This is a genomic window from Natrinema limicola JCM 13563, from assembly GCF_000337475.1.
In the GTDB taxonomy this organism is placed as follows: domain Archaea; phylum Halobacteriota; class Halobacteria; order Halobacteriales; family Natrialbaceae; genus Natrinema; species Natrinema limicola.
In genome coordinates this window covers 101,865-127,880 of sequence record NZ_AOIT01000049.1, presented here as the reverse complement: position 1 = coordinate 127,880, position 26,016 = coordinate 101,865, and the positions used below count along the sequence as shown (strand labels likewise).

Annotated in this window: 23 protein-coding genes; 15 read left to right on the top strand and 8 right to left on the bottom strand. The window is 62.2% G+C overall.

Annotation, left to right across the window (positions count from 1 at the left end; genetic code table 11):
- Positions 1-3,099 (bottom strand): replication factor C small subunit, encoded by a 3,099-nt coding sequence (locus tag C476_RS12525; RefSeq protein WP_008013524.1) that lies wholly within the window; start codon positions 3,097-3,099, stop codon positions 1-3.
- A gap of 154 nt (positions 3,100-3,253) precedes the next feature.
- Here C476_RS12525 and C476_RS12520 point away from each other — a divergent pair, with 154 nt between their 5' ends.
- The 4 genes from C476_RS12520 (at position 3,254) to C476_RS12505 (ending at position 5,515) form a co-directional block, all read left to right on the top strand.
- A complete protein-coding gene (locus C476_RS12520; protein ID WP_008013522.1) occupies positions 3,254-4,339 on the top strand; it encodes a bactofilin family protein in 1,086 nt (361 codons plus the stop codon).
- 66 nt (positions 4,340-4,405) lie between these two features.
- The gene (gene samp2, locus C476_RS12515) at positions 4,406-4,651 is read left to right on the top strand and encodes a ubiquitin-like small modifier protein SAMP2 (protein WP_008013520.1); all 246 of its coding nucleotides are present in this window, start codon (positions 4,406-4,408) and stop codon (positions 4,649-4,651) included.
- A gap of 4 nt (positions 4,652-4,655) precedes the next feature.
- Complete coding sequence (locus tag C476_RS12510) at positions 4,656-5,072, top strand: GNAT family N-acetyltransferase (protein ID WP_049911830.1); 417 nt, start codon at positions 4,656-4,658, stop codon at positions 5,070-5,072.
- A gap of 77 nt (positions 5,073-5,149) precedes the next feature.
- Complete coding sequence (locus tag C476_RS12505) at positions 5,150-5,515, top strand: hypothetical protein (protein WP_008013509.1); 366 nt, start codon at positions 5,150-5,152, stop codon at positions 5,513-5,515.
- Positions 5,516-5,561: 46 nt separating this feature from the next.
- Here C476_RS12505 and C476_RS12500 read toward each other — a convergent pair whose 3' ends face one another.
- Positions 5,562-5,951 (bottom strand): hypothetical protein, encoded by a 390-nt coding sequence (locus C476_RS12500; protein WP_008013507.1) that lies wholly within the window; start codon positions 5,949-5,951, stop codon positions 5,562-5,564.
- Between the two features lie 141 nt (positions 5,952-6,092).
- Positions 6,093-7,271, bottom strand: a complete 1,179-nt coding sequence (locus tag C476_RS12495) for an aspartate kinase (protein ID WP_008013505.1) — start codon at positions 7,269-7,271, stop codon at positions 6,093-6,095.
- A gap of 253 nt (positions 7,272-7,524) precedes the next feature.
- On the opposite strand from C476_RS12495, the gene C476_RS12490 reads away from it, so the two are divergent.
- Positions 7,525-7,980, top strand: coding sequence for a hypothetical protein (locus C476_RS12490; RefSeq protein ID WP_008013503.1), 456 nt, complete (start codon positions 7,525-7,527; stop codon positions 7,978-7,980).
- 6 nt (positions 7,981-7,986) lie between these two features.
- Here the strand turns inward: C476_RS12490 and C476_RS12485 are convergent, their stop codons facing one another.
- Both C476_RS12485 and C476_RS12480 read right to left on the bottom strand, forming a co-directional pair.
- Positions 7,987-8,910, bottom strand: coding sequence for an amidohydrolase family protein (locus tag C476_RS12485; RefSeq protein ID WP_008013497.1), 924 nt, complete (start codon positions 8,908-8,910; stop codon positions 7,987-7,989).
- A 69-nt stretch (positions 8,911-8,979) separates the two neighbouring features.
- Positions 8,980-10,539: a DNA-directed DNA polymerase II small subunit gene (locus C476_RS12480; RefSeq protein ID WP_008013495.1), complete on the bottom strand. Its 1,560-nt coding sequence runs from the start codon at positions 10,537-10,539 to the stop codon at positions 8,980-8,982.
- A 132-nt stretch (positions 10,540-10,671) separates the two neighbouring features.
- Between C476_RS12480 and C476_RS12475 the strand changes: the two genes are divergently transcribed.
- Together C476_RS12475 and C476_RS12470 are read left to right on the top strand one after the other, a co-directional pair.
- Positions 10,672-11,553, top strand: coding sequence for a S24/S26 family peptidase (locus C476_RS12475; protein WP_008013494.1), 882 nt, complete (start codon positions 10,672-10,674; stop codon positions 11,551-11,553).
- Between the two features lie 95 nt (positions 11,554-11,648).
- Positions 11,649-12,593 (top strand): S24/S26 family peptidase, encoded by a 945-nt coding sequence (locus tag C476_RS12470; RefSeq protein WP_008013492.1) that lies wholly within the window; start codon positions 11,649-11,651, stop codon positions 12,591-12,593.
- 198 nt (positions 12,594-12,791) lie between these two features.
- Here the strand turns inward: C476_RS12470 and C476_RS12465 are convergent, their stop codons facing one another.
- Positions 12,792-14,570: an ORC1-type DNA replication protein gene (locus tag C476_RS12465; protein WP_008013490.1), complete on the bottom strand. Its 1,779-nt coding sequence runs from the start codon at positions 14,568-14,570 to the stop codon at positions 12,792-12,794.
- Between the two features lie 1,315 nt (positions 14,571-15,885).
- Between C476_RS12465 and C476_RS12455 the strand changes: the two genes are divergently transcribed.
- The 5 genes from C476_RS12455 to C476_RS12440 all read left to right on the top strand — a co-directional run bounded on the left by C476_RS12455 (position 15,886) and on the right by C476_RS12440 (position 19,028).
- A complete protein-coding gene (locus C476_RS12455) occupies positions 15,886-16,524 on the top strand; it encodes an Era-like GTP-binding protein (RefSeq protein WP_008013485.1) in 639 nt (212 codons plus the stop codon).
- A gap of 5 nt (positions 16,525-16,529) precedes the next feature.
- Entirely contained in the window at positions 16,530-16,931 is a 402-nt protein-coding gene (locus C476_RS12450; protein ID WP_008013483.1) for a DUF2073 domain-containing protein, read from the top strand.
- The gene (locus tag C476_RS12445) at positions 16,931-17,839 is read left to right on the top strand and encodes an OapC/ArvC family zinc-ribbon domain-containing protein (RefSeq protein WP_049911818.1); all 909 of its coding nucleotides are present in this window, start codon (positions 16,931-16,933) and stop codon (positions 17,837-17,839) included. Before C476_RS12450 ends, C476_RS12445 begins: the two co-directional genes overlap by 1 nt.
- Positions 17,840-18,153: 314 nt before the next feature.
- Positions 18,154-18,243, top strand: coding sequence for a hypothetical protein (locus tag C476_RS19920; protein ID WP_008013481.1), 90 nt, complete (start codon positions 18,154-18,156; stop codon positions 18,241-18,243).
- Complete coding sequence (locus C476_RS12440) at positions 18,243-19,028, top strand: DUF7089 family protein (RefSeq protein WP_008013480.1); 786 nt, start codon at positions 18,243-18,245, stop codon at positions 19,026-19,028. Before C476_RS19920 ends, C476_RS12440 begins: the two co-directional genes overlap by 1 nt.
- 70 nt (positions 19,029-19,098) lie before the next feature.
- Here C476_RS12440 and C476_RS12435 read toward each other — a convergent pair whose 3' ends face one another.
- Positions 19,099-19,677, bottom strand: coding sequence for a DUF7090 family protein (locus C476_RS12435; RefSeq protein ID WP_008013479.1), 579 nt, complete (start codon positions 19,675-19,677; stop codon positions 19,099-19,101).
- Between the two features lie 336 nt (positions 19,678-20,013).
- Between C476_RS12435 and C476_RS12430 the strand changes: the two genes are divergently transcribed.
- On the top strand, positions 20,014-20,694 hold the full coding sequence (locus C476_RS12430) for a class I SAM-dependent methyltransferase (protein ID WP_008013478.1): 681 nt from the start codon (positions 20,014-20,016) through the stop codon (positions 20,692-20,694).
- A 148-nt stretch (positions 20,695-20,842) separates the two neighbouring features.
- On the opposite strand, the gene C476_RS12425 is transcribed toward C476_RS12430, so the two are convergent.
- Entirely contained in the window at positions 20,843-21,424 is a 582-nt protein-coding gene (locus C476_RS12425; protein WP_008013476.1) for a DUF1684 domain-containing protein, read from the bottom strand.
- Between the two features lie 145 nt (positions 21,425-21,569).
- Here C476_RS12425 and C476_RS12420 point away from each other — a divergent pair, with 145 nt between their 5' ends.
- Together C476_RS12420 and C476_RS12415 are read left to right on the top strand one after the other, a co-directional pair.
- Positions 21,570-23,945, top strand: a complete 2,376-nt coding sequence (locus C476_RS12420) for an ATP-dependent DNA helicase (RefSeq protein ID WP_008013475.1) — start codon at positions 21,570-21,572, stop codon at positions 23,943-23,945.
- A 185-nt stretch (positions 23,946-24,130) separates the two neighbouring features.
- Complete coding sequence (locus tag C476_RS12415; protein WP_049911829.1) at positions 24,131-25,999, top strand: SLC13 family permease; 1,869 nt, start codon at positions 24,131-24,133, stop codon at positions 25,997-25,999.
- The last annotated feature ends 17 nt before the right edge of the window (positions 26,000-26,016 follow it).

The window sequence follows — 26,016 nt, the reverse complement described above, 5'->3', positions numbered from 1 at the left end:
TTAGGCGTCGTCCTCGAGCGCCAGCGACGCCAGCATCGCCTCGAGTTGCAGGCGCTCGTTGGCACCCTCGGTGATCCGGTAGTCGACTTCGCCCAGGCGCTCGAGCAGCCGCACCGTCGCCTGCTCCGGGATGTCGAACTCCCACGCGGAGCGGTGTAGCTGGTCGATGACGTCGCCGCCAGCGAGCCCGCGGTCGGTCAGCAGCTCCTCCAGGGCGGCACGGGCGGCGGTGAAGTCGCCGCCGATGGCGTACTCGACCATCGCCTCGACCTCCTCGGGGCGGGCGGTGGCGGTAATCGCGAAGACGGTCTCTTCGTCGACGGTTTCACCCATAACGGCCGCGGCCTGCAGGGCGTTGATCGCCTTGCGCATGTCGCCGTCGGCCGCGTAGACGAGCGCGTCGACGCCGTCGTCGGTCACCGCGATGTCCTCGGTGGCGGCGATCTCGCGGACCTGTGCCTCGATGGCGTCCTCACCGAGTTCGGTGAACCGGAAGACCGCACACCGCGACTGGATGGGATCGATGATCTGACTCGAGTAGTTACACGAGAGGATAAAGCGGGTGTTGTTCGAGAACTGCTCCATCGTCCGGCGCAGCGCAGACTGGGCGTCGGAGGTGAGCGCGTCGGCCTCGTCGAGAAAGATGATACGGTGGTCGTAGCCGCCGAAGGACGAGCGCGCGAAGTCCTTGATGCGGTCGCGGACGACGTCGATGCCGCGCTGGTCGGAGGCGTTCAACTCGAGGAAGTTCTCACGCCAGTCGTCGTCGTAGACCTCGCGGGCGATGGCCTGTGCAGCCGTGGTGTTGTGCATGACCGTCGGCACGTCACCGGCGACGTAGTTTCGCGTCCCGGGCACAGTGAGATCGTAAACGCGTCGCTCGTCTTGTACGCGCTCGACGTTCGTCACCCGGTCGAAGTAGAGCGTTCCGCGGGAGAGCCGATCGAGTTCGACTATCCGTTCGACAACCGCCATCGAACACATCTCGTCGGCAATCTCGAGAAGACGATCGGCGACGGTTTCGAACCGCGGCAGCGACGCGAGGTTGTGATCGTCGTTTTCCACGAGATTTCGAACATCCCTGCCGAACAGTTCTGTTCCGTCGGCGATCCGATTGTCCGAGACACCGAGCGCGTTGATCGCCGTCCGGAGGGATTCCTGTACGGACGCAGTGTCGGGTGTTTCGACGTGCGACTCGAGTGCGACGAGCAACTCACCTGCACGGCTCGCGGTCGGGGACCGTCGTCCATCCGCGTATTCGAGCAATCGATCCGTCCGAACCCCGGCTTCGGATTCGACCGCTTTTCGTGTTTCAAGCGGTTCCAGCGCATCGCGCTCATCGGCCCAGGCCGTCGGAACGGCACTCACCGAACGGATTTCGGATCGCACCTGCTCGATGTCTCGCGTGACCTGCTGTGCCGTTTCGAGTCGGTCGGACGCCGCCTCGAGAACGCGATCGATGTCTTCGAGAGCGGATTCGCGGCCGGGAGTGTCAGGGTTCAGCGTGTCGGTCACCAGCGGTTCTTTTCGTAACGCGAGCGTTTGACAGAGGTCGTCGACGGCCGCCTGTGCAGGCATCGTGTCGTGATTCGGATTCCCTGAACCAGAAGTCGCGTCGGCGAGCTGCTCGCGCTTGTCGGTAATAGAGAACCCGATAGCGTCTTCGAACTGCGAGAGCGCTGAGACGCCCGAGATGTACAGCGCGTGGTACTCTCGTTTCGGTCCGGAGCCGTTCGTTGCCGTCTTCTCGACGCGTTTCCGTCGGGTCGGAACACCGAACGAGGCAAGCAGATACGAACAGAGAGTGATCAGCGACTCGTCTTTCTGCGTCAGTTCGATCGTTCCCTGATCCGCGACGTACGCCTCGGAATCGAAGACGGCCTGCAGGAACGACGCTCGAACGTCGTCCGGTGCGTGAACGAGGGTCGAACCGATGGCCGGTTCCGGGGAGTCGCCGAAGACATCGAAACAGGATTCGAGGAAATGGTGGAGCGACTTCGTCCGGAGTTCAACGTACGGAACGTCTTTCTGCATACCCCTGGTCGTTTCGACGCCGAACAGCTCACGTGCGGTCCGTTCGAACGCCTCTCGGAGTCCGTCGTCGGTGTTGTAGAACTTGATCCGGCCGTTATCGATCCGCGCTTCGCTGATCGCGAGACCAACGAAGCGCGCCAGTTCCGGCGTGAGTTCCCACGGCGGCGTAATCGGACTGGATCGCTTGTTGTACGGCGTGGCGTACTGGACGGATTCGACGTGGTCCCGAAGCTCCGTCTCGGCGACATCGAGCGATCGAAGATACGCCAGCGAACAGGTTGTCGACGGCTCCTCGAGATCGATCGAGATCTCTCGTCTGTAGTTCCGCGCTGTTTTCCGAGCGATATCGTACTCCGTAGCGATTTCGTCTATCGAATAGCCTCGTCGAAGGCAGCCGATCACCGTCTTCTTTTGTCCGACGTAGTTCTCTTCGGCCGGAATAGCGTATCGCTCGGCGAACGATTCCGAGACGTTGACGAACGTCCTGTCGCCATCCATCGACGAGAGCCAGTCGAGCGACAGGGACGAATCAGCCGCGGCGGGCGGGGTTTCAAGCGGTCGAACGAGACGCTCGTCGCCGGACAGCGTGTCGGCCTCTCGCCACTCGAGCCCCGCCTCGTCGGCCACGAGGAGTTTGTGTTCCGGCGTGACCGTGAACTCGTTTCCGTCTCGCGTCTCGATCGAGACGAGGTCGGTCGCTTCCTTCGAGAAGACGTGCGACGGCGCGACATATTCGAACGAGCCGTCGTTGTCGTAGGTCAGGATCTCGAGATCGTCGTCTGGCGTCTCGAATCCGTCGACATCGCCGACGACAGTCGAGATTGGAGCAACGCCTTCGTTCGTCAATACGGGCGTCTCTCCAGTGACACATTTCCCGGTGCCGGCAGGCCCCGCGAACATGAGATGCGGGAGGTCGTCCTGCTCGACGTAGCGTTTGAGCCGCGGAACGATGTTCTCGTGGCCTTTGATCTCGTCGAGTCGCTCCGGCCGGTACTTCTCGATCCAGACTTCCGTCTTCCCGGGGGTCGGCCCCGCCGCCTCGGCGTCGGCCTCGGCCTCGCTCATACCGGCACCAGAGCGGGACGGAAGATAAATCGCCCGAAGGTCGGTCTCGAGTCGCGGGCTGACTGGTGGGCGCGTCTGGGAGCCGAATCAAAACCGACACGGATCCTGATATCTGCATAACACGTTTTTGAGCCTGCTCGTAGAACGACGAGACATGAACCGCGGGGAAAACCGAGGATCACGGCTCGTCATCGCGTTGCTGGTCGCCATCGTCGTCATCGGTGCTGTCCCGGCGACTGTCACTGCCCAGTCCGACGCCCGGGCCGGCGGGACAGTCGTCGTCGAGGAAGGCGAGACAATCGACAGTCTGCAGGCGGTCGGTGGCACCGTCATCGTCCGGGGTACCGTCACTGGCGACGTCAGCGCCGCCGGGGGCGACGTCCAAATCGAGGAGACAGGGCAGGTCGACGGTGATCTCGAGGGCGGCGCGGGGAGTGTGACGATCGCGGGCACCGTCGATGGCGACGTCGAGGTCGGCGCAGGGAGCGTGACGGTGGCCGAAAACGGTACCGTCAACGGCACGTTCACGGCCGGTGCCGGGTCCGTGGCCATCGACGGCACGCTCGAGGACGACGCCGAGATCGGGGCCGAGACGATCCGGCTGGGTGAGACTGCCTCGATCGCGGGCGATCTGCGCTACGACGGCGATCTCGAGGGCAACACCGACGCGGTCGCGGGCGACATCGAAGAGGATCCTTCGCTGGGCGTCGACGTCGCGCCGACGGTCCAGCCGTTCGCGACGTGGCTGTTCACGGTCTACTCCTTCATGATAAACCTCCTGCTCGGAGCCGTGTTGCTCGCGCTGTTCCCGCGGTTTTCCGGCCGCGTCGCTGACAGCGTCGCGACGGGACCGCTTCGCACCGGGCTGGTCGGGCTGGGAGTCTTCATCGGCGTGCCGGTCCTGCTGATCGCGCTCGCGATCACCATCGTTGGGATCCCACTGTCGATCATCGGCACGCTGGTCTTCGCCTTGCTACTGTGGATCGGCGTCATCTATGGGCTCTTCGCCATCGCAGCGTGGGTCCTCTCGCTGGTCGGCATCGGCAACCGCTGGCTTGCGCTCATCCTCGGCCTGCTGGTCGGTGCCGCCCTCTCCGTAGTGCCCATCGTCGGCGGCGTGGTCAACCTGCTCGTCCTCCTGCTTGGACTCGGCGCGATTGCACGGGCGCTGTACGGCCACCGACGAAGCGTTCGAAACCGGCGATCCGGGACTGGCTCGGACGAACCGACGACGGACTAATGAGACGAGATGGCCCTCCCACTGCCGGAGCGACGCGCTCAAGGCTGTCGCCTCGTAACGCGGCGTATGCACGTCACCGTCGACGTCAAAGGCGAAGATATCTACGAACTCGAGCTCGAGGCGGTGGCCGCCGCGTCCGATCGTCATGACGAGCACACTGCCGAGACAACGCCGACGTACGCCGATCTCCTGCGTGCGGTCGAGTTGAGTCCCCACGAGGTGAGCGTGCTCGTCGACGGTCGCCCGGTTCCAGAGGATCAGCCAGTCGAAAGCGACCACGTGACGGTGTTGCGACTGATCAAGGGTGGATAACGCCGTGTTCGTCCGAACGGCCACCACTGGCGATGCCCTCGAGGTGCGACGCATTCTCGATGCCGCGTTGCTCGAGCCCGGCGACGTCGAGGGTCGAATCGACGCCGGTGACGTCTTCGTCGCGGGTGATCGCAACGGGATGACGGCACGTGCGGGCGACGGCGACCGAATCCTCGGCACGGCCGTTCTCGAGCCGCTCGAGCGCGAATCCGGGGCCCACGTCGGCGCAGTCGGCGTCCGGCGTCGCCATCGAGACCAAGGGATCGGACGGGCACTGATCGAGACAGCCCTCGAGCGCGAAGGGCGGCTCACGGCGCGATTCGACGACGGCGTTCGCCCGTTCTACGAGCGGCTTGGGTTTTCGATCGAGCCGATCGACGAACAGCGCTACCGAGGCACCCTCACGCTCGACCGCGTCTGACCACGACTACGACCGCGACAGGGGCCCGTCTCCTGCCGGCAGACCTTTATCAGCGAGAACGTGGTAGCCACCGCCGCATGGCGCTCCAACAGCTGCTCCGCGGCGATCCGTCGAAGCGTTCGAAGGTCTATTTGGCGATCGGTGCGCTCTCGCTGGTGAAAGCGATCGCGGTCCGGAACGACCGTGATCGGTTCCGCCGTGAGTTGCTCGACGCTGGCCTGTTTCTCGGTATCGGTCTGGCGCTGCGCCAGTTCGGCAAGCTAAAAGCCCAGAAGCGACAGGAACTCGAGTCACAGCTCCCCGATTGGGCGGCGGCTGCGATGCGTTCGGAGTCCGCACGACGGGGCGTGCGCTCGGTCGCAAAACGGCAACTCGGCCAGTCGGAGCCCGAACCGGAACCAACGCTGCGAGACCGTGCCCGCGGCGTTCTCGCGAGCCTGTAGACCCACGTTCGCGTTCCGACGCGGCGGCACCGCTGTCGGAGCCAGATCAGCGAGTCGCGCCGTCGGTTTCGGGCCCGTCCCAGCAGATCGCTGTCGGTGCGTCGACGATCTCGACGTCATCGATCCCGAACGCGGCGGACGGAATCCGCGTCTCGGTCGGCGCGGGACCGACGAGTTCCAGATCGGACCCGGCATCGGACGCACGCTCGCGATCGCTCTCGGTCACCGTCACCTCACGTGCGGCTGCCTCGAGGTCGGCGAACACGTCCGCTGCCGTCACGTCGTCGGCGTCGATCGTCTCGTCAGTGCTCGGATCGTGCTCGCTGCTACCTGCGAGGAGCGTATCGGGATCATCCGCACCGTGGGCCTCGAGGATCGCGTCCGGATCGGGGTCGATCTCCGCGAAGACCGCCGTCACTGTCGGATCGGTACTCATGGCTGGAGTGTACCCACCAACCACCTTCGTTACGAACTCGCTATCGCTGTATTACGGGGAGAATACGTTCGTTAATACGACTCTCACGACGAGCAATCAGTCAGTCAGCAGTAAACGAACCCGCGGGCCGAGTGACCCGGGTTAGAACAGGTCCTGCGTTAGCTCGAGGGTCTCCTCGCGGTCGTCCCAGTCGACAAAGAGCGCGACGCTGGTCGCGCTGGTAATGATGTCGTTGAGCTGGATGCGGGCCTCGGCGAGGGGGTTGACGATCTCGCTGATGATCCCCGGCTGGTTGGGGAGTTCGCCGCCGGTGACGCGGACGACGGCGACCGGCGAGTCGACGGTGACACTCGAGAGTTCGTCACGCGCGATGACCTCGCGGTGAAGGATGTTTTCGGCGCGTTCGGCCTCCTCCTCGTCGATGTAGAACGTGACGGTGTCCATCCCGCTGGCGACCGCGTCGATGTTGATCTCGCTCTCGGCGAGCGAGTCAGAGAGGTGATTAAAGATGCCGGGCTGGTTGCGGATCGCGCGGCCGGCAACGGTCAGACACGCAAGCGGTCGCTCGCGCAGGTCGACGAGGTTCTTGAACTCGCCTTCGATGCTCGTCCCACCCGACAGCAAGTCACCGTGCTGGTAGTGGACGACACGGACGTCGAGGCCGCCGTCTTTGTACGACAGCGCAGAGGGGGCGACGACTTCGGCACCGCGGAACGAGAGGTTCCGGAGTTCGTCGACGGAAATCTCACCGACGTTGCGAGCTCCTTCGACGACGTTCGGGTCGCCGGTCATGACGCCTTCGACGTCGGTGACGATGACGACCTCGTCGGCGTCCATGTACTTACCCATCATGACCGCCGTGGTGTCGGAGCCACCACGGCCGAGCGTCGTGATCGAACCATCTGGCCCTTCCGCGAGGAAGCCGGTGATGACCGGCACGGTTCCGTCCATCTCCGCGGCGACTTCTTTGGCGCGCCGCTGGGTTTCCTCGACGTCGACCTCACCGTACTCGTCGGTGATGATCGGCCACTCCTCGCTGCCGGGCTCTAAGAACGTCGCATCGATCCCGCGAGCCGACAGCGCGGCCTTGAGCATCCGGACCGACGTCCGCTCGCCCATACTGACGATCTGGGCGCGGTCGGCATCGTCGGTCTCGAAGGTGATCTCGTCGAGCAGTTCGTCGGTCGTCGACCCCATCGCGCTGGCGACGACAGCGATCTCGTGGCCGTCTTCGACGGCAGCAGCAACCGAGTCCGCGGCGCGGTTGATTCGATCCCCGCTACCGAGACTCGTTCCGCCGAACTTGGCTACGACGCGCATGCTGCCACCTCACAGACGGCTCGCAGTGCGATGCTGTGACTCATACTCGAGTCGTTACCAGAGCGGGCAGATAACTGTGTCCCATCGTCCCCGTTTTTATTATCCGTCCAATTGTCGACGATCGAGTCCCGAAACCACTGATTGCCACCCCGGTCACGGCCCGTCCGCTGCCAAAACGTGTGGCGGAACCGGCATGGCGTCGTCAATCGGGCAGGGTAACATTCACTGTCGTGCGCAGCGTCACCATACGTCGATGAACATACGTGACGCACTCGAGGCCGATGCCGACGCGCTCGCGTCGATTGCCGATTCCCCGACAGACGTGATGCGAAATCTCGTCCACGACCGCACGGTGCGCGTCGCAGAGGACGGCAGCCACGATCCGAACGCGGATCTCGGGAACACACAGTACGACGGCTCTGATCCGGAGGACCTGCTCGGATTCATTAGCTTCGACGCGCGCGAAGACACCGTTCATGTCACCCAACTCGACGGGACGAACGACGCCTGCAAGCGACTGCTAGCCGAACCGGTGCGGTTTGCCAAGCGCGAGTCGATGGCCGTCGAAGTGCTCGCAGCACAGGATGCCACCGCGATCGAACGCGCTGCCGACGAACTTGGCTTCGAACGACGCGGCCGCGGCCCGCGATTCGACGGCGCGCCGACGGTGCGATTTCGGCTCGAGCCCACGAGCTACAGTACCAACTGACTCGAGTCAGCCATCGGCCGCACTCTCCGTCGTCTCTCCAAGGACTGGCTCGGACTCGAGGCCGAGATAGTCGATCGCCGTCCGATAGAAGACGTCTCGCATCGTCTCCTGTGGCAGGTCGCGAGCGAGGAGGCCAGCCCGCTCGTTGCGATAGGGGTACGGAATGTTCGGGAAGTCCGACCCGTACATGATCGACTCCGAGAGTTCGACGACCGTCTCGTCGGCGATCGAGGACGGATCGAACCCCATCGTCTCCGGGGCCGACGTCGACATCGCGAACGTCGTATCGAGATAGACTGACGCATGGTCGCGTGCGAGCTCGAGAAACGCCTCGACCTCGTAGGTACCCATGTGTGCACAGCAGACGCGCAGTTCCGGATAGGAACCGACCAGTTCAGCGAAGGCATCGAAGCCGACGTAGGGGTTGTCCTCGAACATCGGTGCGGTGCCCCCGTGGTAGGTGATCGGACGATCGTACTCCGCGACGACCTCGAGGGCTGGCTCGAGTCGCGAATCCGCGGGCCGACACTCCTGGACCGGACAGTGGATCTTGAGGCCGCGAGCGCCCGCCTCGAACGCGTCGCGGACGATGGCCGCGACGTCTTCGTCGTCGGGATGGACCGTCGCAAACGGAATCAGCAGGTCCGACGAGTCGGCCTGGTCGCAGAGCCAGGCGTTGAGTTCCCGCGCGAGCCCTGCCTCGTGGGCATAGGGAAGGGCGACGGAGGCAGCGACGCCCGCAGAGCGAAGGACGGCTTCGATCGCCGACCGGGTCACGGGATGTGAAAACTCCCAGTCGGTCTCATCGCTGAGTGAGCGTCGAATCGCGGCAGTAAGTCGTTCGGGAAACAGATGCGTGTGCGCGTCGATCGCGGGCCGAAACGCAGTTTCGGTGGTCTCCGCGGAAAAACTGCTGTCTAGAGATGACATATCGATCGGGCGTCAGTCGCTAACGCGGTCGCGATCAATAGCTGTACCGCTGGCAATGAGCGGTCGCGGCTAGCTGAACTTCTGGACGGTCACGTCTAACGTGTCGAGATCGACGATCGGCGCGAAGCCAGCGTCGGGGTCGATGTTGACGCTCTTCTGGAAGTCCGTCTGGGCCTGCCAACAGCCGGAGTTGATCGCGAGCACGTTGTGGTACTTCCCGAAGCCGAGTTTGTGGACGTGACCGGTATGGAAGATGTCGGGAACCTCCTCCATCACGAGGTAGTCTTTCTCTTCGGGGGCCAGTCGGGTGTGTCCCCCGAACTGGGGTGCGACGTGGCGCTTCTTGAGGAGGTGATACATCGCCTTGTGCGGATCGTCGTAGCTTGCTTTTTCTTCGGGGAGTTCCGCGATGACTTCGTCCAGCGAGACGCCGTGGTACATCAGCACGGAGACACCCTCGAGCGTGACCGTCGAAGGGTTGCTTACGATCTGTGGGTCGTGAGCGGACATGATCTCCCGGAGCTCCTCGTCGAATCCCGGCTGTGGTTCCGCGAGTCGCACGGCGTCGTGGTTGCCGGGGATCATGACGATCTCGATGTCACCCGGCACTTTCTTCAGGTGCTCGCTGAAGGCCGCGTACTGCTCGTAGATATCGACGATGTCGAGTTCCTCGTCCTGATCCGGGTAGACGCCGACGCCTTCGACCATATCGCCGGCCAACAACATGTACTCGACGTGCTGGGCCTGCTCGGTATGCAGCCAGTCGGCAAACGCGTTCCAGGCGTCTTCCATGAACTCCTGGCTGCCGACGTGGACGTCGCTGATCAGTGCCGCCTGCACGTGACGATCGGCCGTCGAGGGCTCGTACGTACGGGGCACGTCGGGGAAGTACATCGAGTCGACGAACGCGATTCCCGAGTCGTCCGCCAGTGTTCCCTCCATCGCCAGTACCTCGTCGTGGAGCAACTCGTCGACGAGGTCGACGTACTCGCGGTCTTTCATCACGAGCCAGGGAAAGGTCCCGGTCGCGTCCTCGAGTTCGATCAGCCAGTGGCCGCTGGCTGTCGAGCGAATGTCGTTGACCAGCCCGACCATCGCGGCCTCGCTGCCGCCGGGCATCTCCTGGATGGCCGTCGCCGGCCGGTGGTTGACCCGCCCGCGCAGTTTCGCGCCGAGTCGATCGAGTCGATCGCGGAAGACGGAAACGAAATCGCTGTACTCGCCGGTCCCCGTGCTCTCGCCGGTCATGTCGCCGGTGATCTCGAGCGAGCGCACCGCAGGGTCGGTTTCACGATTCGCCGAACTCGACCCCCCAGCTTCGACTGGAGATCGAACTGAAGAATCGCGTTCCTGCGCCGAGCGTGTTCCAGTCGAAACGGGGGCTGTCGAATCTGCCGACGAGCCGCCAGGGACATCGGTGTGAGTCGCCCCGCCAGCGTCGGTCGCAAGCGCTGCCTCGACGTGTTCGGCCCGGACGACTAACACGTCGTCCGGGACGTCCTCGAGAACGCGCTCGAGGGCCGCACGCGGGTCGTCGGCTGCCGTAAGCCGCGTTACCGCCTCGCGCTCGGCGTTGTAGCCACGGCTCGTGAGTTCGCTCACGAGTCGGGCGGCAGCCTCGAGTGGCACACACTCCGCATTCGCGAGCGACGCAAAAAGGGTAGCGGATCAGCGATCGGCGTGTCCGACACTCGTGACGGGAACGCCGTGGTGATGATGGTGCCGGAAGGTTGATGGCGAGGTCGGCGAAATCGAACGCCAATGGACGGTCCCGACGCCAGTAAGTCAGACTCCGATCGGTCCGACCGTCTCGGTGCGCTCTCGAGACGGGATAGAGACCCAACGACGGAGTCGGACGACCGCGGACAGGACATCGGCACACGACCGCGAACACGTGGTAGCGATGCGGAGACGATCGCAGACGACGGGATCGGGCGCTGGCTACTCGAGACGGACACTCGAGTTGGCACCGCGATTCGAGACCTCGTAACGATCGTCGCGATCATCGCGATCAGTGGCAGCCTACTGGTCGGGATCAGCGGTGTCTGGCCGCCGCTCGTCGCCGTCGAGAGCGGCAGTATGGAACCAAACATCGAGCAAGGGGATCTCGTTTTCATCGTCGACGAGGGACGGTTCGCCGGTGATGGTGCAGTCGCGGGAACGAACATCGTCACCGACCGGCGCGGCCACGACAGCAACTACCAACGGTTCGGGAAGCCGGGTGACGTCATCATCTTCCTCCCGAACGGCGATCCGACGAAGACGCCGACGATCCATCGCGCCCAGTTTCGAGTCGAACAGGGGGAACGATGGGTCGAAACGAAGGCCGATCCCGCGTATTTAAACGGTGCGACCTGTGCCGATCTCGCATCGTGTCCAGCGCCCCACGATGGGTTTATTACGAAAGGCGACGCCAATCCGGCCTACGATCAGGTACAGTGGTCGGGTGCGAATACGACCGTCGTCAGCGCCCAGTGGGTTACCGGCAAGGCGATGGTTCGGGTCCCGTGGATCGGAGAGATTCGACTGGCAGTCGATTCGGTCCGCTCAGTCGTCAGCACCGGCCCGATCATCGTCGCCACCGTTGGCAGCGTACTCGCGCTCATCTGGTACGGCACGACCGCCGAGCCGCGCGACCCGTGACATCCTCCTTGCCGTAACCGCCGAACTTCTCTCGCTCCTCAAAATAGCCCGTGCGAACAGAAGGTTGATTTTCGCGCCCGGTGAAACGTGTGACGATGAGCGGCTCTAGCTCCGGGACTTCTCCTGGCGATTCCGGCGACGACGACCGCGACCGGTCGGATGAACGCGCCGGCAGTCCCCAGACGCCGTCACCGGAACCCTCACCGACCGCGTCTGATTCCGACGACGTGACGATCGAAGACGACGGAGTCATCCGCTGGTTCCTCAAGACGAACGACGAGACTGTCATGGTGACACGAGACGTCTTGAGCAGCGTCGCTATCGTCGCCGTCGTCGCCCTCCTCCTGTTCGGCGTCAGTGGGATCTGGCCGCCACTCGTCGCCGTCGAGAGCGGTAGTATGGAACCGAACATGTACAGAGGAGACCTCATCTTCGTCGTCGAGGAAGACCGGTTCGTCGGCGATAGCGCACTCGAGGGAACCGGCGTCGTCACCCTCGAGCGCGGTCAGGAGACCGACTACACCAAGTTCGGCAATCCTGGCGACGTCATCGTCTTCAGGCCAAACGGCAATCCGGCGAGGACACCGGTTATCCATCGCGCCCACTTCTGGGTCGACGAGGGTGAAAACTGGATCGATACGAAAGCCAACACGGAGTTCGTCGGCGACGCAACCTGTCAGGAGGTTCCGAACTGTCCCGCACCGTACGCCGGCTTCATCACGAAAGGCGACCACAATCTCGGCTACGATCAAACGGGTGGCGGTGCCAACACCAACATCGTCAAACCCGAATGGATCACCGGCAAAGCACAGTACCGGATCCCGTGGCTCGGCCACGTCAGGCTGGCCGTCGACGACCTCCTCGGGGGCATACTCGTTTCGTCGTCACCCTCGAGCCAGCTGCCAGACACACAGCCGGAGCCGGCAGCGATGACACCAGCAGGTCTCGCGTCCGGTCTCGAGTCGAACGGCGACCTCGCCGGTATCGCTGGCGTCGCCGGCGGCAGTATCGCACTGGCCGCTGGTCGGTATCGGTCCTGAGTTGCAACGCTGACCCAGCTCCACGTCAGCCGCGTTCTCCGTCGTCTGCCGGGTTCTCGAGTGGAAATAGAGGGGTATGGAAAACAGCAGTAACCGGTGCGATCACGAGTCAGGTGGAACACGTTTCTCGAGCCCGACGCGACTGAGCGGCTGACACCAAACCGAATGCGACCGCGATGTCGGCGGCCACGCTACTCGTCAGTTCTCGAACCGGGCCTGAATAAATGGCTGAACGTCGTCGATATCGCTCAGCCGGGAATCGCTCAGTAGTACGGCCTCCGTCTCTTCGAGTGGAACGGAGAGACTGATCTCTTTGGTCCGGCCATACCGACCCTTCGAGACGACGACGGCATTGACGATGCCGAGCATGTCGAGTTCACTGATGAGGTCCGTCACCCGACGCTGGGTCAGGACGTCGGCGTCGATCTCCTCACAGAGACGCTTGTAGATGTTGAACACCTCGCCCGTGTTGATGCTGTGGACGCCGTTTTTCTCGAGCAAGATGATCGCAAAGAGCACGAGTTTGCTCTGAGTCGGCAGCGTCCGGACGACTTCGACGACGCGGTCGAGTTCGATCTTGTCCTGGGCCTGCCGGACGTGTTCCTCGACGATCGTTTCGGCCTGAGAGCGCTCGGCCAGTTCACCCGCGGTGCGAAGCAAATCCAGTGCGCGACGTGCGTCACCATGTTCCTGTGCGGCAAACGCTGCACACAGCGGGATCACGTCCTCGGAGAGGGCACCATCCTTGAACGCGACGTTCGAGCGATGCTCGAGGATGTCGCGTAACTGATTCGCGTCGTAGGGGGGAAAGACGATTTCCTCTTCGCCGAGCGAGGATTTGACGCGCGGGTCGAGGAAATCGGTAAACTTCAGATCGTTACTGATGCCGATAATCGAGACCCGCGAGTTCTCGAGTTCGGAGTTCATCCGCGAGAGGTTATAGAGCGTATCGTCCCCGCTTTTCTCGACGAGTTTGTCGATCTCGTCTAACATGATGACGACGACCCGCTCGTCGTAGTCGACCGCGTCGAAGAAAACGCTGTAGACGCGGTCGGTCGGCCAGCCAGTCATCGGAACCTCCTCGAACGACTCCCTGTCGGCCTCGAGTTCCTCGATACGGGCTTCGACCCCTTCGCGGCTCTCGAACGGCGTCGACTCGAGCGGGTGGTCCGGTGGAAGCGCGGTCGAATCGGAAGCCGCCGCGTCCCCGGTGCCGTCGACCGGTGTCGAATCGGGTTCGGTGGAGGGCAAGGTCGATTTCGATTCGGACGATCCCGAATACCCCTCTGCTTCAGGTGGAGAACCGCCTGACTCAGACTCGGTTTCGTCTCCAGACGAAACGTTGGTCTGTGACTCCGTCGCGTCCTCGAGTGCGACCTCAAACGGATCCGACGCCGCTTGGTCGTTGGACTGGTCGTCCGCGTTTGCCCCGTGGGGATTGCGAGCGTCGACGGTCGCATCGTACTCATCGAGAGTGTCTAGCAGCGACTCGAGGGTTGCGAGTTGCTCGTCGATCCGGTTTTCGTTCTTCTCGATGAACTTGTTCGCCAGCTGTGCAAGCACGCGATACTGAGTGTCAGTGACCTCACAATTGATGTACTCGACGTCACACGGGACGCTGTACTTCTGGGACGTGCTCTCGAGTTCCTTGCTGACGAACTTCGCGCTTGCGGTCTTCCCGGTGCCGGTTTTGCCGTAGATGAGAATGTTCGACGGCGTTTCGCCGCGAAGGGCAGCCACCAGAATGGTCGCCATCTTGTTGATTTGGTCGCTCCGATGGGGAAGTTCGTGTGGCGTGTAGGATGGACGGAGTACTTCCTTGTTCTCGAAGATGGGCTCACCGCTGAGGAGATCGTCAAACAACCCCTGATTCGACTCCTCGTCACCGAGATCAGCGTTCTCGAAGTTCGTCGAGAACCCCCTCGTTCCGTCGATTTCAACCTCGTCCGAATCTGCGGTTTCTGAGTCGTCTGACATCCGTCGTACACAGGCCCCCTTATTTCGTGTGGAGTGTCGAGTCGGGAATCAGGAATCTCATGGTCTGATGGGGTCCATAGATGGATCCACAGTTCCAGATACCCGAGTCGGGTCCAGTTGATGCAAACGAAACAGAGGAAAACCACGGTAATAAAGCCTTCCTTTCCCTTCATCTCGTGCTGGAACGACGATCAGTGACGCTCGAGTCGACTCGAATTGAAATCGTCCGAGTACTGATTCGGATGATCGCCGTGTGGAAGTGACAATACTGACGAATTGTGTTGGCGCTGTTTCTCGAGAACTTTTATTTTATATTTTATTATATAGAATCTTGTTACGCGCAAGTGAATGTAATAATTGGAGCCGGTAGACAAAGACGGAAGCGGTAAACAGAGACAAGATAGTAGCAGATCGGGAATGAATAACAAGAGTGTGGTTGGGTTCACATGGTGATGATACGAGAACAACGAGCAGCAAGTGAAATTGATTCTTCGCACCCGTGCGTTAGTTTCGAACGAGACAAGAGAAGTGTAATTCGGACATTTATTGAGACGATTGTTACCGCTTAACAGAATCAGATGTTAGCGTCTACTATATGCGTCCCCCCCACCCCTTCGTTTCAGGTGGAACGCTACGAAGGTGGGGGAGGGGTAAGACGGGTTTCTAGAAGGGAAGGTTTTAGGTTGATTGGCTAGAAACAGTAACCGTAGAACTAGCAGAACAGCATACTTTACTAGAGATGTGTTTCTTATTACTAGTTCTTCCTAGATGATCTTCTTAGGACTGTTAATATTAGTAATTAGTAGAGTTCATTACTATATCCGTTCTAACACCACCAATTCGTCCGGTTTCGTGCCGTAGAACCCATCTCAACCCGAAAAGAGGGATAACTGGCAGCTCTCAGGCCACTCACCAACCCCCACACACTCGACGCTCTCCAGTTGAAACGAAGGGGTGGGGGGCTCCCAACTCCGTCAGGAATACTCACTCAGACTAATCAAGATACTAATTATTGATGATTAATTACAATACATCGTTATCACACGTGGTTGTGATCCTCATCCAAGCATATGTATTCGAGACCCAGCCGGGAGGATAGTACGCTCTCCACACTAGGTGTCCGCGAGATAAGACTGGACTGTCTGAAGTCGTCTGCATGTGTATAATACATATTGTTCCCCCGACATATCTGCCGGTTCCATTCTGATTGCTGACACTCTTCGTGTCTGGAGTGTCAACATGTCTGACGTAGGCTTAAGTGAGTTCGCTTAGTAGTACGCGCAGATGCACCCCGCGGTGCTGGAGGGCCCAACAGATGGGACTGTTCACAGAACTCAAAGATAGTATCTCTCGGGTGACGGATCGCCTGTTTTCGGAACAGGAGCCCAAACGAATCGGTATCTATGGTCCGCCGAACGCCGGCAAGACCACGCTCGCAAACCGCATTGCACGCGACTGGACGGGTGATGCCATCGGTGCGGAGAGTCACATCCCCCACGAGACGCGTCGCGCACGCCGCAAAGAAAACGTCGATATCGAACGCAACGGCAAGACGGTGACGATCGACATCGTCGACACGCCCGGTGTGACGACCAAGGTCGACTACGAGGAGTTCACGGACGAGCTCGACGAAGAGGACGCGATTCGTCGCTCCCGTGAAGCGACCGAAGGCGTCGCCGAGGCGATGCACTGGCTACGCGAAGACGTCGACGGCGTCATCTACGTACTGGATAGCGCCGAAGACCCGATCACGCAGGTCAACACGATGTTGATCGGCATCATCGAGTCTCGCGATCTTCCGGTTCTCATCTTCGCGAACAAGACCGACCTCGAGGACTCGAGCGTCAAACGGATCGAGGACGCCTTCCCACAGCACACGACCGTGCCGCTCTCCGCGAAGGAAGGCGACAACATGGACGAAGTGTACGACAAGATCGCGGAGTTCTTCGGGTGATATCAATGCCGAAGGCAACCAACACAGACGATTCGGAGCCGTCCGACGGCGTCCAGATCGATCTGATCAGCGGCGAACGCATGGACGGAATGGCCACGATGGAAAAGATTCGGATGATCCTAGACGGCGTCCACGACGGCAACATCGTCATCTTAGAGGAAGGGCTGACGCCGGACGAGGAGAGTCGCCTCATCGAGGTGACGATGGCTGAAATCAGTCCAGACGAGTTCAACGGGATCGAGATCGAGACCTATCCCAAGTCCGAGGCCCGTGATTCGTCGTTGCTTGGCCGCATTATGGGTAGCGATAAGGTGGAGACGAAGCTCACCGTAATCGGACCGGCTAACCAGATCGAGACGCTCCACAAGGACGAAACGCTCATCAGTGCGCTCGTCTCCCGTAATTAATGCCTCATCAGTGTACGAACTGCGGTCGAACGTTCGCTGACGGTTCCAAGGAGATGCTGTCGGGCTGTCCAGACTGTGGCGGGAACAAGTTTCAGTTTGCACCCGCAACTGCGGCTACAGCAGACTCCTCCGGTGGGGCCGGCGACACGGAAGCAGCAGACGCAGAATCGACTGAGTCGGGCAGCGTCACGAGCCGTGCCACGGAGACCGTCCGCGATTGGATCACTAGAGACGACGACTCGACGGATGGGCGGAATCGACAATCACCCGACCCTGCTGTACAGTCCACGCCCGACGGTTCGAGCGCTGCTGTCGAGTCGGAGCAGTCGTGGCCCTCGAGCGGTGAGGCTGACACCACCGAGGCCGACGGCGCAACCGGCGAGGCGTTCGCTGAGTGGCCCGAGACGGCGCGGCGACCCGAGAACCGAACCGACACACAGACCGAGACGATCGACGAATCCGGCGACAGAGAGCCGTCACACCAGCAATCGGACGAGCCGACCACGACGCTTGCAGACGACGAGAATTCGGCACAGGCTGACGCCCGAAGCGAGGTCATTTCTGCAGGCGACTTGCCGACTCACACCGATGGAGCCGCCGTCTCCGAACCTCGACACGGCGTCGATGCAGACGAGCCGACCGATGCCGCAACAGCCGGTGACGATCAGCCGCCGGAACACGGTCGCGTCGTCAGCGAACCGAGCGGGGATCGTCCGTCGATCGACGACCTGCGGGAAGAGCTCAATAAACAATTCGAGAGTATCAAAATCGTCCGACCGGGCCAGTACGAACTCAATTTGATGGAACTCTACAACCGCGAAGAGTATATCATCTCTCTCCAGGAGGACGGCCGATACGTCATCGACGTCCCCGATTCCTGGCGCGACAGTGGCGACAGCGACGAGTGATCGACGCGCAGAACCCACCGGATCGGTTCTACTGTAGCACAGAGAAATCACTCCGGAAAACGCTACTCAGCTGGGAATCGAGTTCCAACTGAAATACTGGTTGCAAACCGATGACGATGGTGTATACGGTCTGCTGTACCGATTTACCGGCGTATCCGCAGGACGGGTCGCGGAGACGCCGGAACTGACTGACAGTCGTCCGTATAATGGGGCTGCTCGAGTCGTTGTAATTCGACCGGAACACGGGGACGAGCGGGTTGAGACGGCGGACGGAGACAGATGGATTTAAGCAATGGCGATACGAGGGGGCACATATGAGCACTGCAACCAAGGTTGTTCTTTCCACGGTCGCCGTATCGGCACTGCTGTCGATCCTGCTCGTTTTCCAGACGGCGTTCGCCTGATGTTCGAGACTCGTGCGCTCCCGGATCGGCTCACGTCGGTCCGCGATGCTCACGCACCGGGCGCTCGAGTTCTCGACTGCGAGCGTGACTTCGAAACCCTTCCACCAGCGCTCGCTGAGGACCTCGGCTTGCTCGTCGACAGCCTCGAGCCGGCCAGCTATCCGGCAGCTTGGCTGCCCGAAGACGCACCGACGCTGCTCGCGCGCTATGTGAGTTCGGATTTCACAGTCGGAATGCCGGGCGATGGCAGCGTCGCCTGGACCCGTCAGACGGAGCCGCCGGTCGTGTTGGTCAAACCCAGAGTCGAGGGCTCGCCCGAATCGTTCGTCGACTTTTTGCTCGCCGAGGCGTTCGTCCAGCTCGGACTCGAGGTGCCCGAACAGTTCATTGGCTTTTTCGAGGACTCGTATCGCGATCTCGATCGAGCAGTCCCGCTTGACCCGAACGGCACCTATCAGGTCGCCGCCGCGCTGTACGACGGCTGGATCGGTCTCCAGACCCGAGATGTCTTCGCAGACTGGCACGACGACCACCCAGCCCTCGCTGATGCTTGGCAGGATGCGGGGACGCGACTCGAGGATCGCGTCGCGGGACTGCCACGGGCGGTCGCTCGCGGCGAGACCGATTTCGCCGACGCAACCGAACTGGCGTGTGCGGCGATCAAACACGCGATCGAGCTTCCCGCCCCCTTCGCTGCGCTCGATACGGACGCCTATCGGGAGCACGGCCCGGCGTACGCGATCCGGTGGGCCGAGAAGACGTTCGACTCGCTGGCCGACGAGTAACTGTTCGCTTTTTTAGGCCGCGTGGCGACCCTCGAGCGGGCTCGCGATCGAACGCGACTGCACCTCGTCGTTAAAACTCGGCGTCGATGCTCCCGTCCTCGTCTAAGTCGATGATACCGTCGAACAGCCCGCGGAACTCGTCGACGACTGCGTCATCGTGTGGCTCTTCCGAGAGATGAAAGAGACCGACGGCGTCGTGGTCCTCGAGCAGTGCGAGGATCCGCTCGACGGCCTCGAGGGCTCGCTCGTCACCGGCATAATAGGCGAGTTCGGTGACGGAATCGAAGCTAATGCGGACTTTCCCCTTGTGGGCGTCGAGGAAGGCGTCGATCTGAGCGACAATGCCGTCGATGTTGTCCGGGGCGGCGACGTAGTGGACGGTATCGGACGACCGCCGGGAGTAGCCGCGTTCGATACTTAGCGTGTCGAGGATTTCGGCACACTCCTCGTTGACATCGTAGTACTCGAGTTTCTGTTTGACTTCGCGGGCAGTGGTTCGCGTCGAAACGACGAGGAAGTGGTCGGTGTCGGCTTTGAGGAAGTCGGTATCGATACGGTCGGTTTCGCCAGTGCTTGGATGCAAGAGAAGGACGCCGGTCCCGCCCGGTACCGTCTCCGGTGTCCCGTCTATCTCGAGGCTGTAGTCCATACTGGCGTGAACAACTTTCGGCACTCCCTTAAGCGTGCGGATATATCATGCGTCGAAACTGGACTCCGGAAACCCGGAGGAAGGGTCCAAAACTGGCGAGGTGGTGGGACAGTGTGGCTCACCGAGGATCGCGAACTCCAGATGCCCACGGAGTTCGATCACCGACGACCCTTCACTTGCTATATTTTAGGCTAGCCTAAAGTATCTGTCGGTGGTTCTCATAACAGTGGGAATAACTCCCATGGGGTTGTTGTCCGTCGACCGTGTCGGCTTCAATCACGACTGTGAGCGACGTCATGCGAACGCGTTTATTCCTGCGTCACACATCGCCCCGTTATGAGCGTACGCGAGGAGTTCGACGACTGGGCAACGAGCGGCCGTGACAAGGGAATGGAAGATCGACACTGGCACACCGCAAAGCACGCGCTCGCACGGATGCCAGTCGAACCGGGTGAGACCGTCCTCGATCTCGGCTGCGGGAGCGGCTACGCCGGCCGCGCACTCCGGGATACCACGGGCGCTGGCCGCGTCTACGGACTCGACGGCGCACCCGAAATGGCCCGTAACGCGGCCAGTTACACTGACGACGCGAGCGTTGGCTTCCTCGTCGGCGACTTCGATGCGCTTCCATTTGCCGACGACTCGATCGATCACGTCTGGTCGATGGAGGCGTTCTACTACGCCGCGGACCCCCACCACACCCTCGAGGAGATCGCCCGAATCCTCCGGCCCGGCGGCACGTTCTACTGTGCGGTCAACTACTACGAGGAGAACGTCCACTCCCACGAGTGGCAGGAGTTTATCGACATCGAGATGACCCGCTGGGATCGCGACGAGTACCGCGCGGCCTTCCGCGAGGCGGGTCTGTACGTCGCCGAACAGGACAACATTCCCGACCGCGAGATCACGATCCCCGACGACGACGCGTTCCCGCTCGAGGACTGGGACACCCGCGAGGCGATGGTCGAGCGCTACCGCGAGTTCGGCACGCTGTTGACCGTCGGCGTCGCTCCCTGACCGGTCGAACCCCTCTATTTCCACTCGAGCCCCGAATTCCTGTCGTACAGCCCGCAACGCTGCCGGTGGCTCGAGTCGAAACGACCCCTTGCGAAAACCACTCACATCCGTAGCGCGCTCGAGCACGAGGGTCGACCTGGCAGTATCGCTATTCGTATCGTTCGCCCGCCGGAATCGCGATCTCGAGCCAGTTCTCCTCGGGCGGCAGGGGACAGTCGAACGTCTCGCTGTAGGCACAGAACGGCGAGTACGCGAGGTTGAAGTCGACGACGAGCTCGTCGCCGTCTTCGAGGTCGCGGTCCGCCTCGAGCTCCATGTAGCGACCACCCTGATAGGTTTGCTGTCCTGTGGTCTTGTCCCGGAACGGGACGAACAGCGGCTCCGCGTTCGGGCTCTCCTGTTGATATGCAGCCAACTCGAAGGTTCCATCTTCGAGATCCTCGTCGTCACGATTCAGGTCGAACTCCAGCGTCGCGACGCGGAGATAGCGCACTTCTCTCCCTGCGGTGGACTCCATTAGGACGACCTCAGGGTCGTCGTGGACCGTCGCCGTCGCGGTCACGCGGTAGGTCGGATCGGGGTCGAAGTAGTCCAGCCCGTCGAAGTCGTCGCGTTCCTCGGGCGGGATCGGCGACTGTGGATGGGTCGCGAAGAAGTCGTCTTTCTCGGCGCGTTTCGACTCGAGTTCGTCCCGATACTGGTCGGCGTCGATGGAACCGGTGTCGCTCATAGCCGAGATAGAGCGTCAGGACTGGAAGGCGTTACGTTCTCGGTGGTCCTGATGCTCCGTCGTTCTCGAGCTACAGTTTAAATACGATCGAGCGGCCACTCGTGTTCGTCAACCCTATGACCGACCGACGGTGAGTACGGCAGGAATGACGAACTGGCGCTCGATTTTCGGCCACGACAGCCCCTACGAGCCGCAAGTCGACGGCATCGAAACCGCCATCGAAACGGGACAGGAGGGCGGCTACACCGTCATCGAAGGGGCCTGTGGCACCGGAAAGACGATGATCGCGCTCACCGCCGGGATCGACCTCGTGCGCGATCCAGATACCGACTACGAGCGTGTCCTCGTCCTGACCAGCGTCAAACAGCAACTGCGCCAGTTCGAGGCCGACCTCGAGACGATCAACGAGAACCTCCCTGCCGACTGGGACCCGATCTCGGGACTCACTCTCGTCGGCAAGGCAGACGTCTGTCCGTACAACCGCGAGGGCACAGCGGGCATCGACGATGGAAACGTCTACGACCGCTGTGAGACGCTCCGGGATCGCACCCGCGATCTCACCGGTGAGGGCGGCGACACGACCGCACAGAATCTCGCTGCCCGCGCCCGCAGCCAGCAGATCGGGCTGGCCGACAGCGGGACTCGCGCCAGCGACGGCCGCTTTCTCGAGACCGCAGGCGAACCGACGCCCTATCCGCCCGAGCTGCCCGAGTACGGCGAGGGTGGTCCCGTCGGTGCCGAAACAGAGTACTGTCCGTTCTATGCGCAGTACCTCGCGGACCTCCCGGACGACGAAGACGGTGCGGCTGCCGAAGCGATCCCCTACGATTTCACCGACGCCGGCATGGTCACGCCCGAGGAGCTGGTCGCGCGCTCAGTGAGACACGGCATCTGTCCCCACTCCGTCATGGGTGCTGCCCTCGGCGAGGTCGAGGTCGTCATCGGAAACTACTACCACGCCTTCGATCCCCGAACGGTCGGCTCCTTCACCGGCGCACTGCTCGACGACTCGACGTTCGTCGTCTGTGACGAGGCCCACATGCTAGAGCCACGCGTGCGCGATCTGGTCAGCGAGGGTGTCGCCGACGCGACGCTGCGGGACGCCGAAACCGAACTCTCGCGGGTCATCCAGCCGATCAAGTTCGAACGCGAGGGCCGACAGGCTGAAGGCGGCTCCAAGACCGCCGACGCCGACCTCGTGCGCGGGGAACTCGCGGACAGCGACGTCTCCTTCGAGGAACTCAACCGAACCCTCGAGTTCGTCCGTGATCTCCGAGCCGAACTCGACCGCCGCGTGACTGCCTTCCTCGACCGGAACTACCGGGGTTGGCAGTCGAACCTGACCGAACTGAACGACGAAGAAATCCCGCTCCGTGAGCCGAGCAAGCCCGCCGAAGACGAACTCAGCGAGTGGGCCCGCGAGGCGGGCTACGGCGACGCCGACTGGGTCCGCGCCGAGGCCGTCGGTGCGGTCGCCGGTCGAATCTTGAACGAGGCTGAAGACGAGGACCGAAGCCGCGCTGCACCCGCTGTCGGTCGCGTCCTCGGCGAGTGGTACCGGCAGGGTCACACTGACTATTTCCGCGAGATCGAACTCGAGCGCACCTGGGACGACACCGAGCCCGCCGACTCGTGGCGGCGGGCTTACAACGCTCGTCTTGCGTTGCACAACTGCGTCCCCAGCGACGCCATCGGTGACCGACTCGGGATGTTCGGTGGCGGCATCCTGATGAGTGCGACCCTCGAGCCGATGGACGCGTTCACCGAGGTAACCGGGCTCCAGTATCTCGCACGCGAAGAGGGCCGGCCAGTGGTCGAACGCCGATACGGGTTGCACTTCCCCGCTGAGAACCGCGAGAGCTTCGCGGTCGCCGCGCCGAAGTTCACGTACGACAATCGCGGCCGACCGGGCGAGGAGAACCCGACGCGACGGTCCTACGCCAACGCCATCGCGAAGGTCGCCCGGCTCCCCGGTAACGTCCTCGTCGGGATGCCCAGCTACGCCGAAGCCGAGTGGGCTGCCGGCGTCCTCGAGGACCGGATCGACAAGCCGATCCTGCGCGACGCTGCAAGCGACGACGAGACGACCCAGTCGCTCAAAGCCGACTTCTTCGCGGGCGACGGCAAGGTCCTCGTCACGAGTCTGCGGGGGACGCTGACCGAGGGTGTCGACTACAGCGGCGACCGGCTGGCTGCGGCAGTCGTCTGTGGTGTCCCAATCGTCAACACCTCGAGTCCGCGGACGAAAGCCGTCCGCCGAGCGTACGACGACGCGTTCGGTGACGGCTTTACCTACGCGCTGACGATTCCCGCCGTGCGGAAGGCCCGTCAGGCGATCGGTCGCGTCATCCGCAGCCCCGAGGATGTCGGCGTGCGCGTCCTGTTAGACGAACGCTACGCCCGCGAGAGCTGGGACTCGGTGCGCCCCTACCTGCCTGCCGACGGTGAGTTCCAGACGGTCAGCCCCGATATGCTCGATGTCGGCCTCGAGCGGTTCCGCTCGCGGCTGTCATCACAGTAAGCGCGACCTCTCGATCGGCCTGCGTGTCGGAATCGCTGCGATCGGCTCGAGATGATACCGAACCGGCGCCTTCAAACGTGACCACCACTGAGTCCTGATTGTCAATCGTGTCCGGATTCTTCTCGTTCAGTATCGGAGCGACTGCGCTGGCGACCGGTGCTGGTGAGCTGGCGGTGACTCCAAAGATGGTGGTCGTCTTCGGGATCATCGTCGTTGCACTGGTGTTGTTCGTGACCGAGTGGCTCCCGATCGACGTGACCGCTATCCTCGTGATGGTGCTGTTGATGGTGCTTGGAGCTGACGGCGTGGTGAATTTCACCGAGATCTCGACGACTGAAGGCACGTCTGGCTTTTCGAACTCGGCGACGATCACCGTGCTGGCGATGCTCATTCTCAGCTCTGGGATCAGCCAGACGGGGGTTGTCCAGATCATCGGCCGCAAGATGTCCGCGTTCGCCGGCGACGACCTCGATAAACAGTTGCTTGCGACGATCGGCGTCAGCGGCCCGATCTCGGGCTTTATCAACAATACGCCGGTCGTCGCCATCCTCGTTCCCGTCATCTCCGATATCGCCCACAAGGGGAAGACCTCCCCCTCGAAACTCCTGATTCCGCTCTCGTATGCCTCGATGTTCGGCGGGATGCTCACGCTCATCGGCACCTCGACGAACATCCTCGCGAGCGACGTCTCCGCTCGCCTGCTCGATCGGCCCTTCTCGATGTTCGAGTTCACCCAACTGGGACTCATCGTCCTCGTCGTCGGCAGCATCTATCTCATGACCATCGGTCACCGACTGTTGCCCGAGCGCGTCCCCGTCGACGAAGACTACGTCCAGGAGTACGCCATCGAGGAGTACCTGACCGACGTCGTCGTCGACGACGACTCCCCGCTGATCGGGTCGACCGTCGACGACGCTATCGACCACGTCGCGTTCGACGCCGACATCCTGCAGGTCGTCCGCGACGGCGAGGAGTTCATCGAGCCGATCGGCCAGAAGACGCTCCAGGCCGGTGACATGCTCCGGCTTCGGGCTGACCGCCCGACCGTCCAGCAACTCGTCGACCGGGAGACGCTCACTCTCGCCGGCAACCCCGAGACCGCGGACGAACTCGAGCCCGAGGCGGTCGCCGAGCGAACTCTCGTCGAGGTCGTCGTCCCGCGGGGGTCGTTTCTCGTGGGTGAATCGCTCGAGAGCTCGACGTTTCGCCAGCGCTACGACGCGACCGTGCTGGCCTTCCGCAGTCGAGGCGAGACGGTGCGGACCAACATGGACGAGCGCCGGATCCGCGTCGGCGACACGCTGCTAGTGCAGGCGGCTCCGGACAGCATCGATCGCCTCTCGCGGAACGACGATTTCATCGTCGCCCACGAACCCGACGAACCCGACTACCGGACCGAGAAGATCCCTCACGCGGCGGCAATTATGGCGGGGGTCGTCGGCGTCGTCGCGATGCCGTGGGGAATAGTTGGCTCGACCCTCTCCGGTGTAACCGGTATCGGCGCGTTCACTGCGCTGTCTGCGCTCTCCCTGCCAATTCTCGTGACCGCGCTCGCAGGTGTCGTTGCAATGGTTGCGACGGGTGTGCTCAGACCGACCGAAATCTACGACGCCGTCGAGTGGGACGTGATCTTCCTGCTGGCCGGTATCATCCCGCTGGGGATGGCCTTAGAGCAGACCGGTGGCGCGGATCTGCTTGGCAGCCTCGTCGCGTCGACCGGCGCGTACCTGCCGGCACTAGGCGTCCTGTGGGTGTTCTACATTGCGACGGGGCTGATCACGGGCGTCATCTCCAACAACGCGAGCGTCGTGTTGATGCTGCCGATCGCCGTCGAAACTGCGTCTCAGATCGACGCGAACCCGTTTGCGTTCGTGCTCGCCGTGACGTTCGCGGCCTCGACGGCGTTTCTCACCCCCGTCGGCTACCAGACGAACCTCTTCGTTTACGGTCCCGGCGGCTACAAGTTCTCGGACTTCGTCCGGGTCGGCGCACCGTTGCAGCTGCTTCTCTCCGTCGTGACCACCCTCGGCATCGCCTTTTTTTGGGGCCTGTAGCTCGAGTTCCGCGCCGG

Coding starts and splice junctions, on each gene's coding strand:
- C476_RS12525 (WP_008013524.1), bottom strand. CDS start 3,099: ATGAGCGAGGCCGAGGCCGACGCCGAGGCGGCGGGGCCGACCCCCGGG.
- C476_RS12520 (WP_008013522.1), top strand. CDS start 3,254: ATGAACCGCGGGGAAAACCGAGGATCACGGCTCGTCATCGCGTTGCTG.
- samp2 (WP_008013520.1), top strand. CDS start 4,406: ATGCACGTCACCGTCGACGTCAAAGGCGAAGATATCTACGAACTCGAG.
- C476_RS12505 (WP_008013509.1), top strand. CDS start 5,150: ATGGCGCTCCAACAGCTGCTCCGCGGCGATCCGTCGAAGCGTTCGAAG.
- C476_RS12500 (WP_008013507.1), bottom strand. CDS start 5,951: ATGAGTACCGATCCGACAGTGACGGCGGTCTTCGCGGAGATCGACCCC.
- C476_RS12495 (WP_008013505.1), bottom strand. CDS start 7,271: ATGCGCGTCGTAGCCAAGTTCGGCGGAACGAGTCTCGGTAGCGGGGAT.
- C476_RS12490 (WP_008013503.1), top strand. CDS start 7,525: ATGAACATACGTGACGCACTCGAGGCCGATGCCGACGCGCTCGCGTCG.
- C476_RS12485 (WP_008013497.1), bottom strand. CDS start 8,910: ATGTCATCTCTAGACAGCAGTTTTTCCGCGGAGACCACCGAAACTGCG.
- C476_RS12475 (WP_008013494.1), top strand. CDS start 10,672: ATGGACGGTCCCGACGCCAGTAAGTCAGACTCCGATCGGTCCGACCGT.
- C476_RS12470 (WP_008013492.1), top strand. CDS start 11,649: ATGAGCGGCTCTAGCTCCGGGACTTCTCCTGGCGATTCCGGCGACGAC.
- C476_RS12465 (WP_008013490.1), bottom strand. CDS start 14,570: ATGTCAGACGACTCAGAAACCGCAGATTCGGACGAGGTTGAAATCGAC.
- C476_RS12455 (WP_008013485.1), top strand. CDS start 15,886: ATGGGACTGTTCACAGAACTCAAAGATAGTATCTCTCGGGTGACGGAT.
- C476_RS12450 (WP_008013483.1), top strand. CDS start 16,530: ATGCCGAAGGCAACCAACACAGACGATTCGGAGCCGTCCGACGGCGTC.
- C476_RS12445 (WP_049911818.1), top strand. CDS start 16,931: ATGCCTCATCAGTGTACGAACTGCGGTCGAACGTTCGCTGACGGTTCC.
- C476_RS19920 (WP_008013481.1), top strand. CDS start 18,154: ATGAGCACTGCAACCAAGGTTGTTCTTTCCACGGTCGCCGTATCGGCA.
- C476_RS12440 (WP_008013480.1), top strand. CDS start 18,243: ATGTTCGAGACTCGTGCGCTCCCGGATCGGCTCACGTCGGTCCGCGAT.
- C476_RS12435 (WP_008013479.1), bottom strand. CDS start 19,677: ATGGACTACAGCCTCGAGATAGACGGGACACCGGAGACGGTACCGGGC.
- C476_RS12430 (WP_008013478.1), top strand. CDS start 20,014: ATGAGCGTACGCGAGGAGTTCGACGACTGGGCAACGAGCGGCCGTGAC.
- C476_RS12425 (WP_008013476.1), bottom strand. CDS start 21,424: ATGAGCGACACCGGTTCCATCGACGCCGACCAGTATCGGGACGAACTC.
- C476_RS12420 (WP_008013475.1), top strand. CDS start 21,570: ATGACGAACTGGCGCTCGATTTTCGGCCACGACAGCCCCTACGAGCCG.
- C476_RS12415 (WP_049911829.1), top strand. CDS start 24,131: ATGGTGGTCGTCTTCGGGATCATCGTCGTTGCACTGGTGTTGTTCGTG.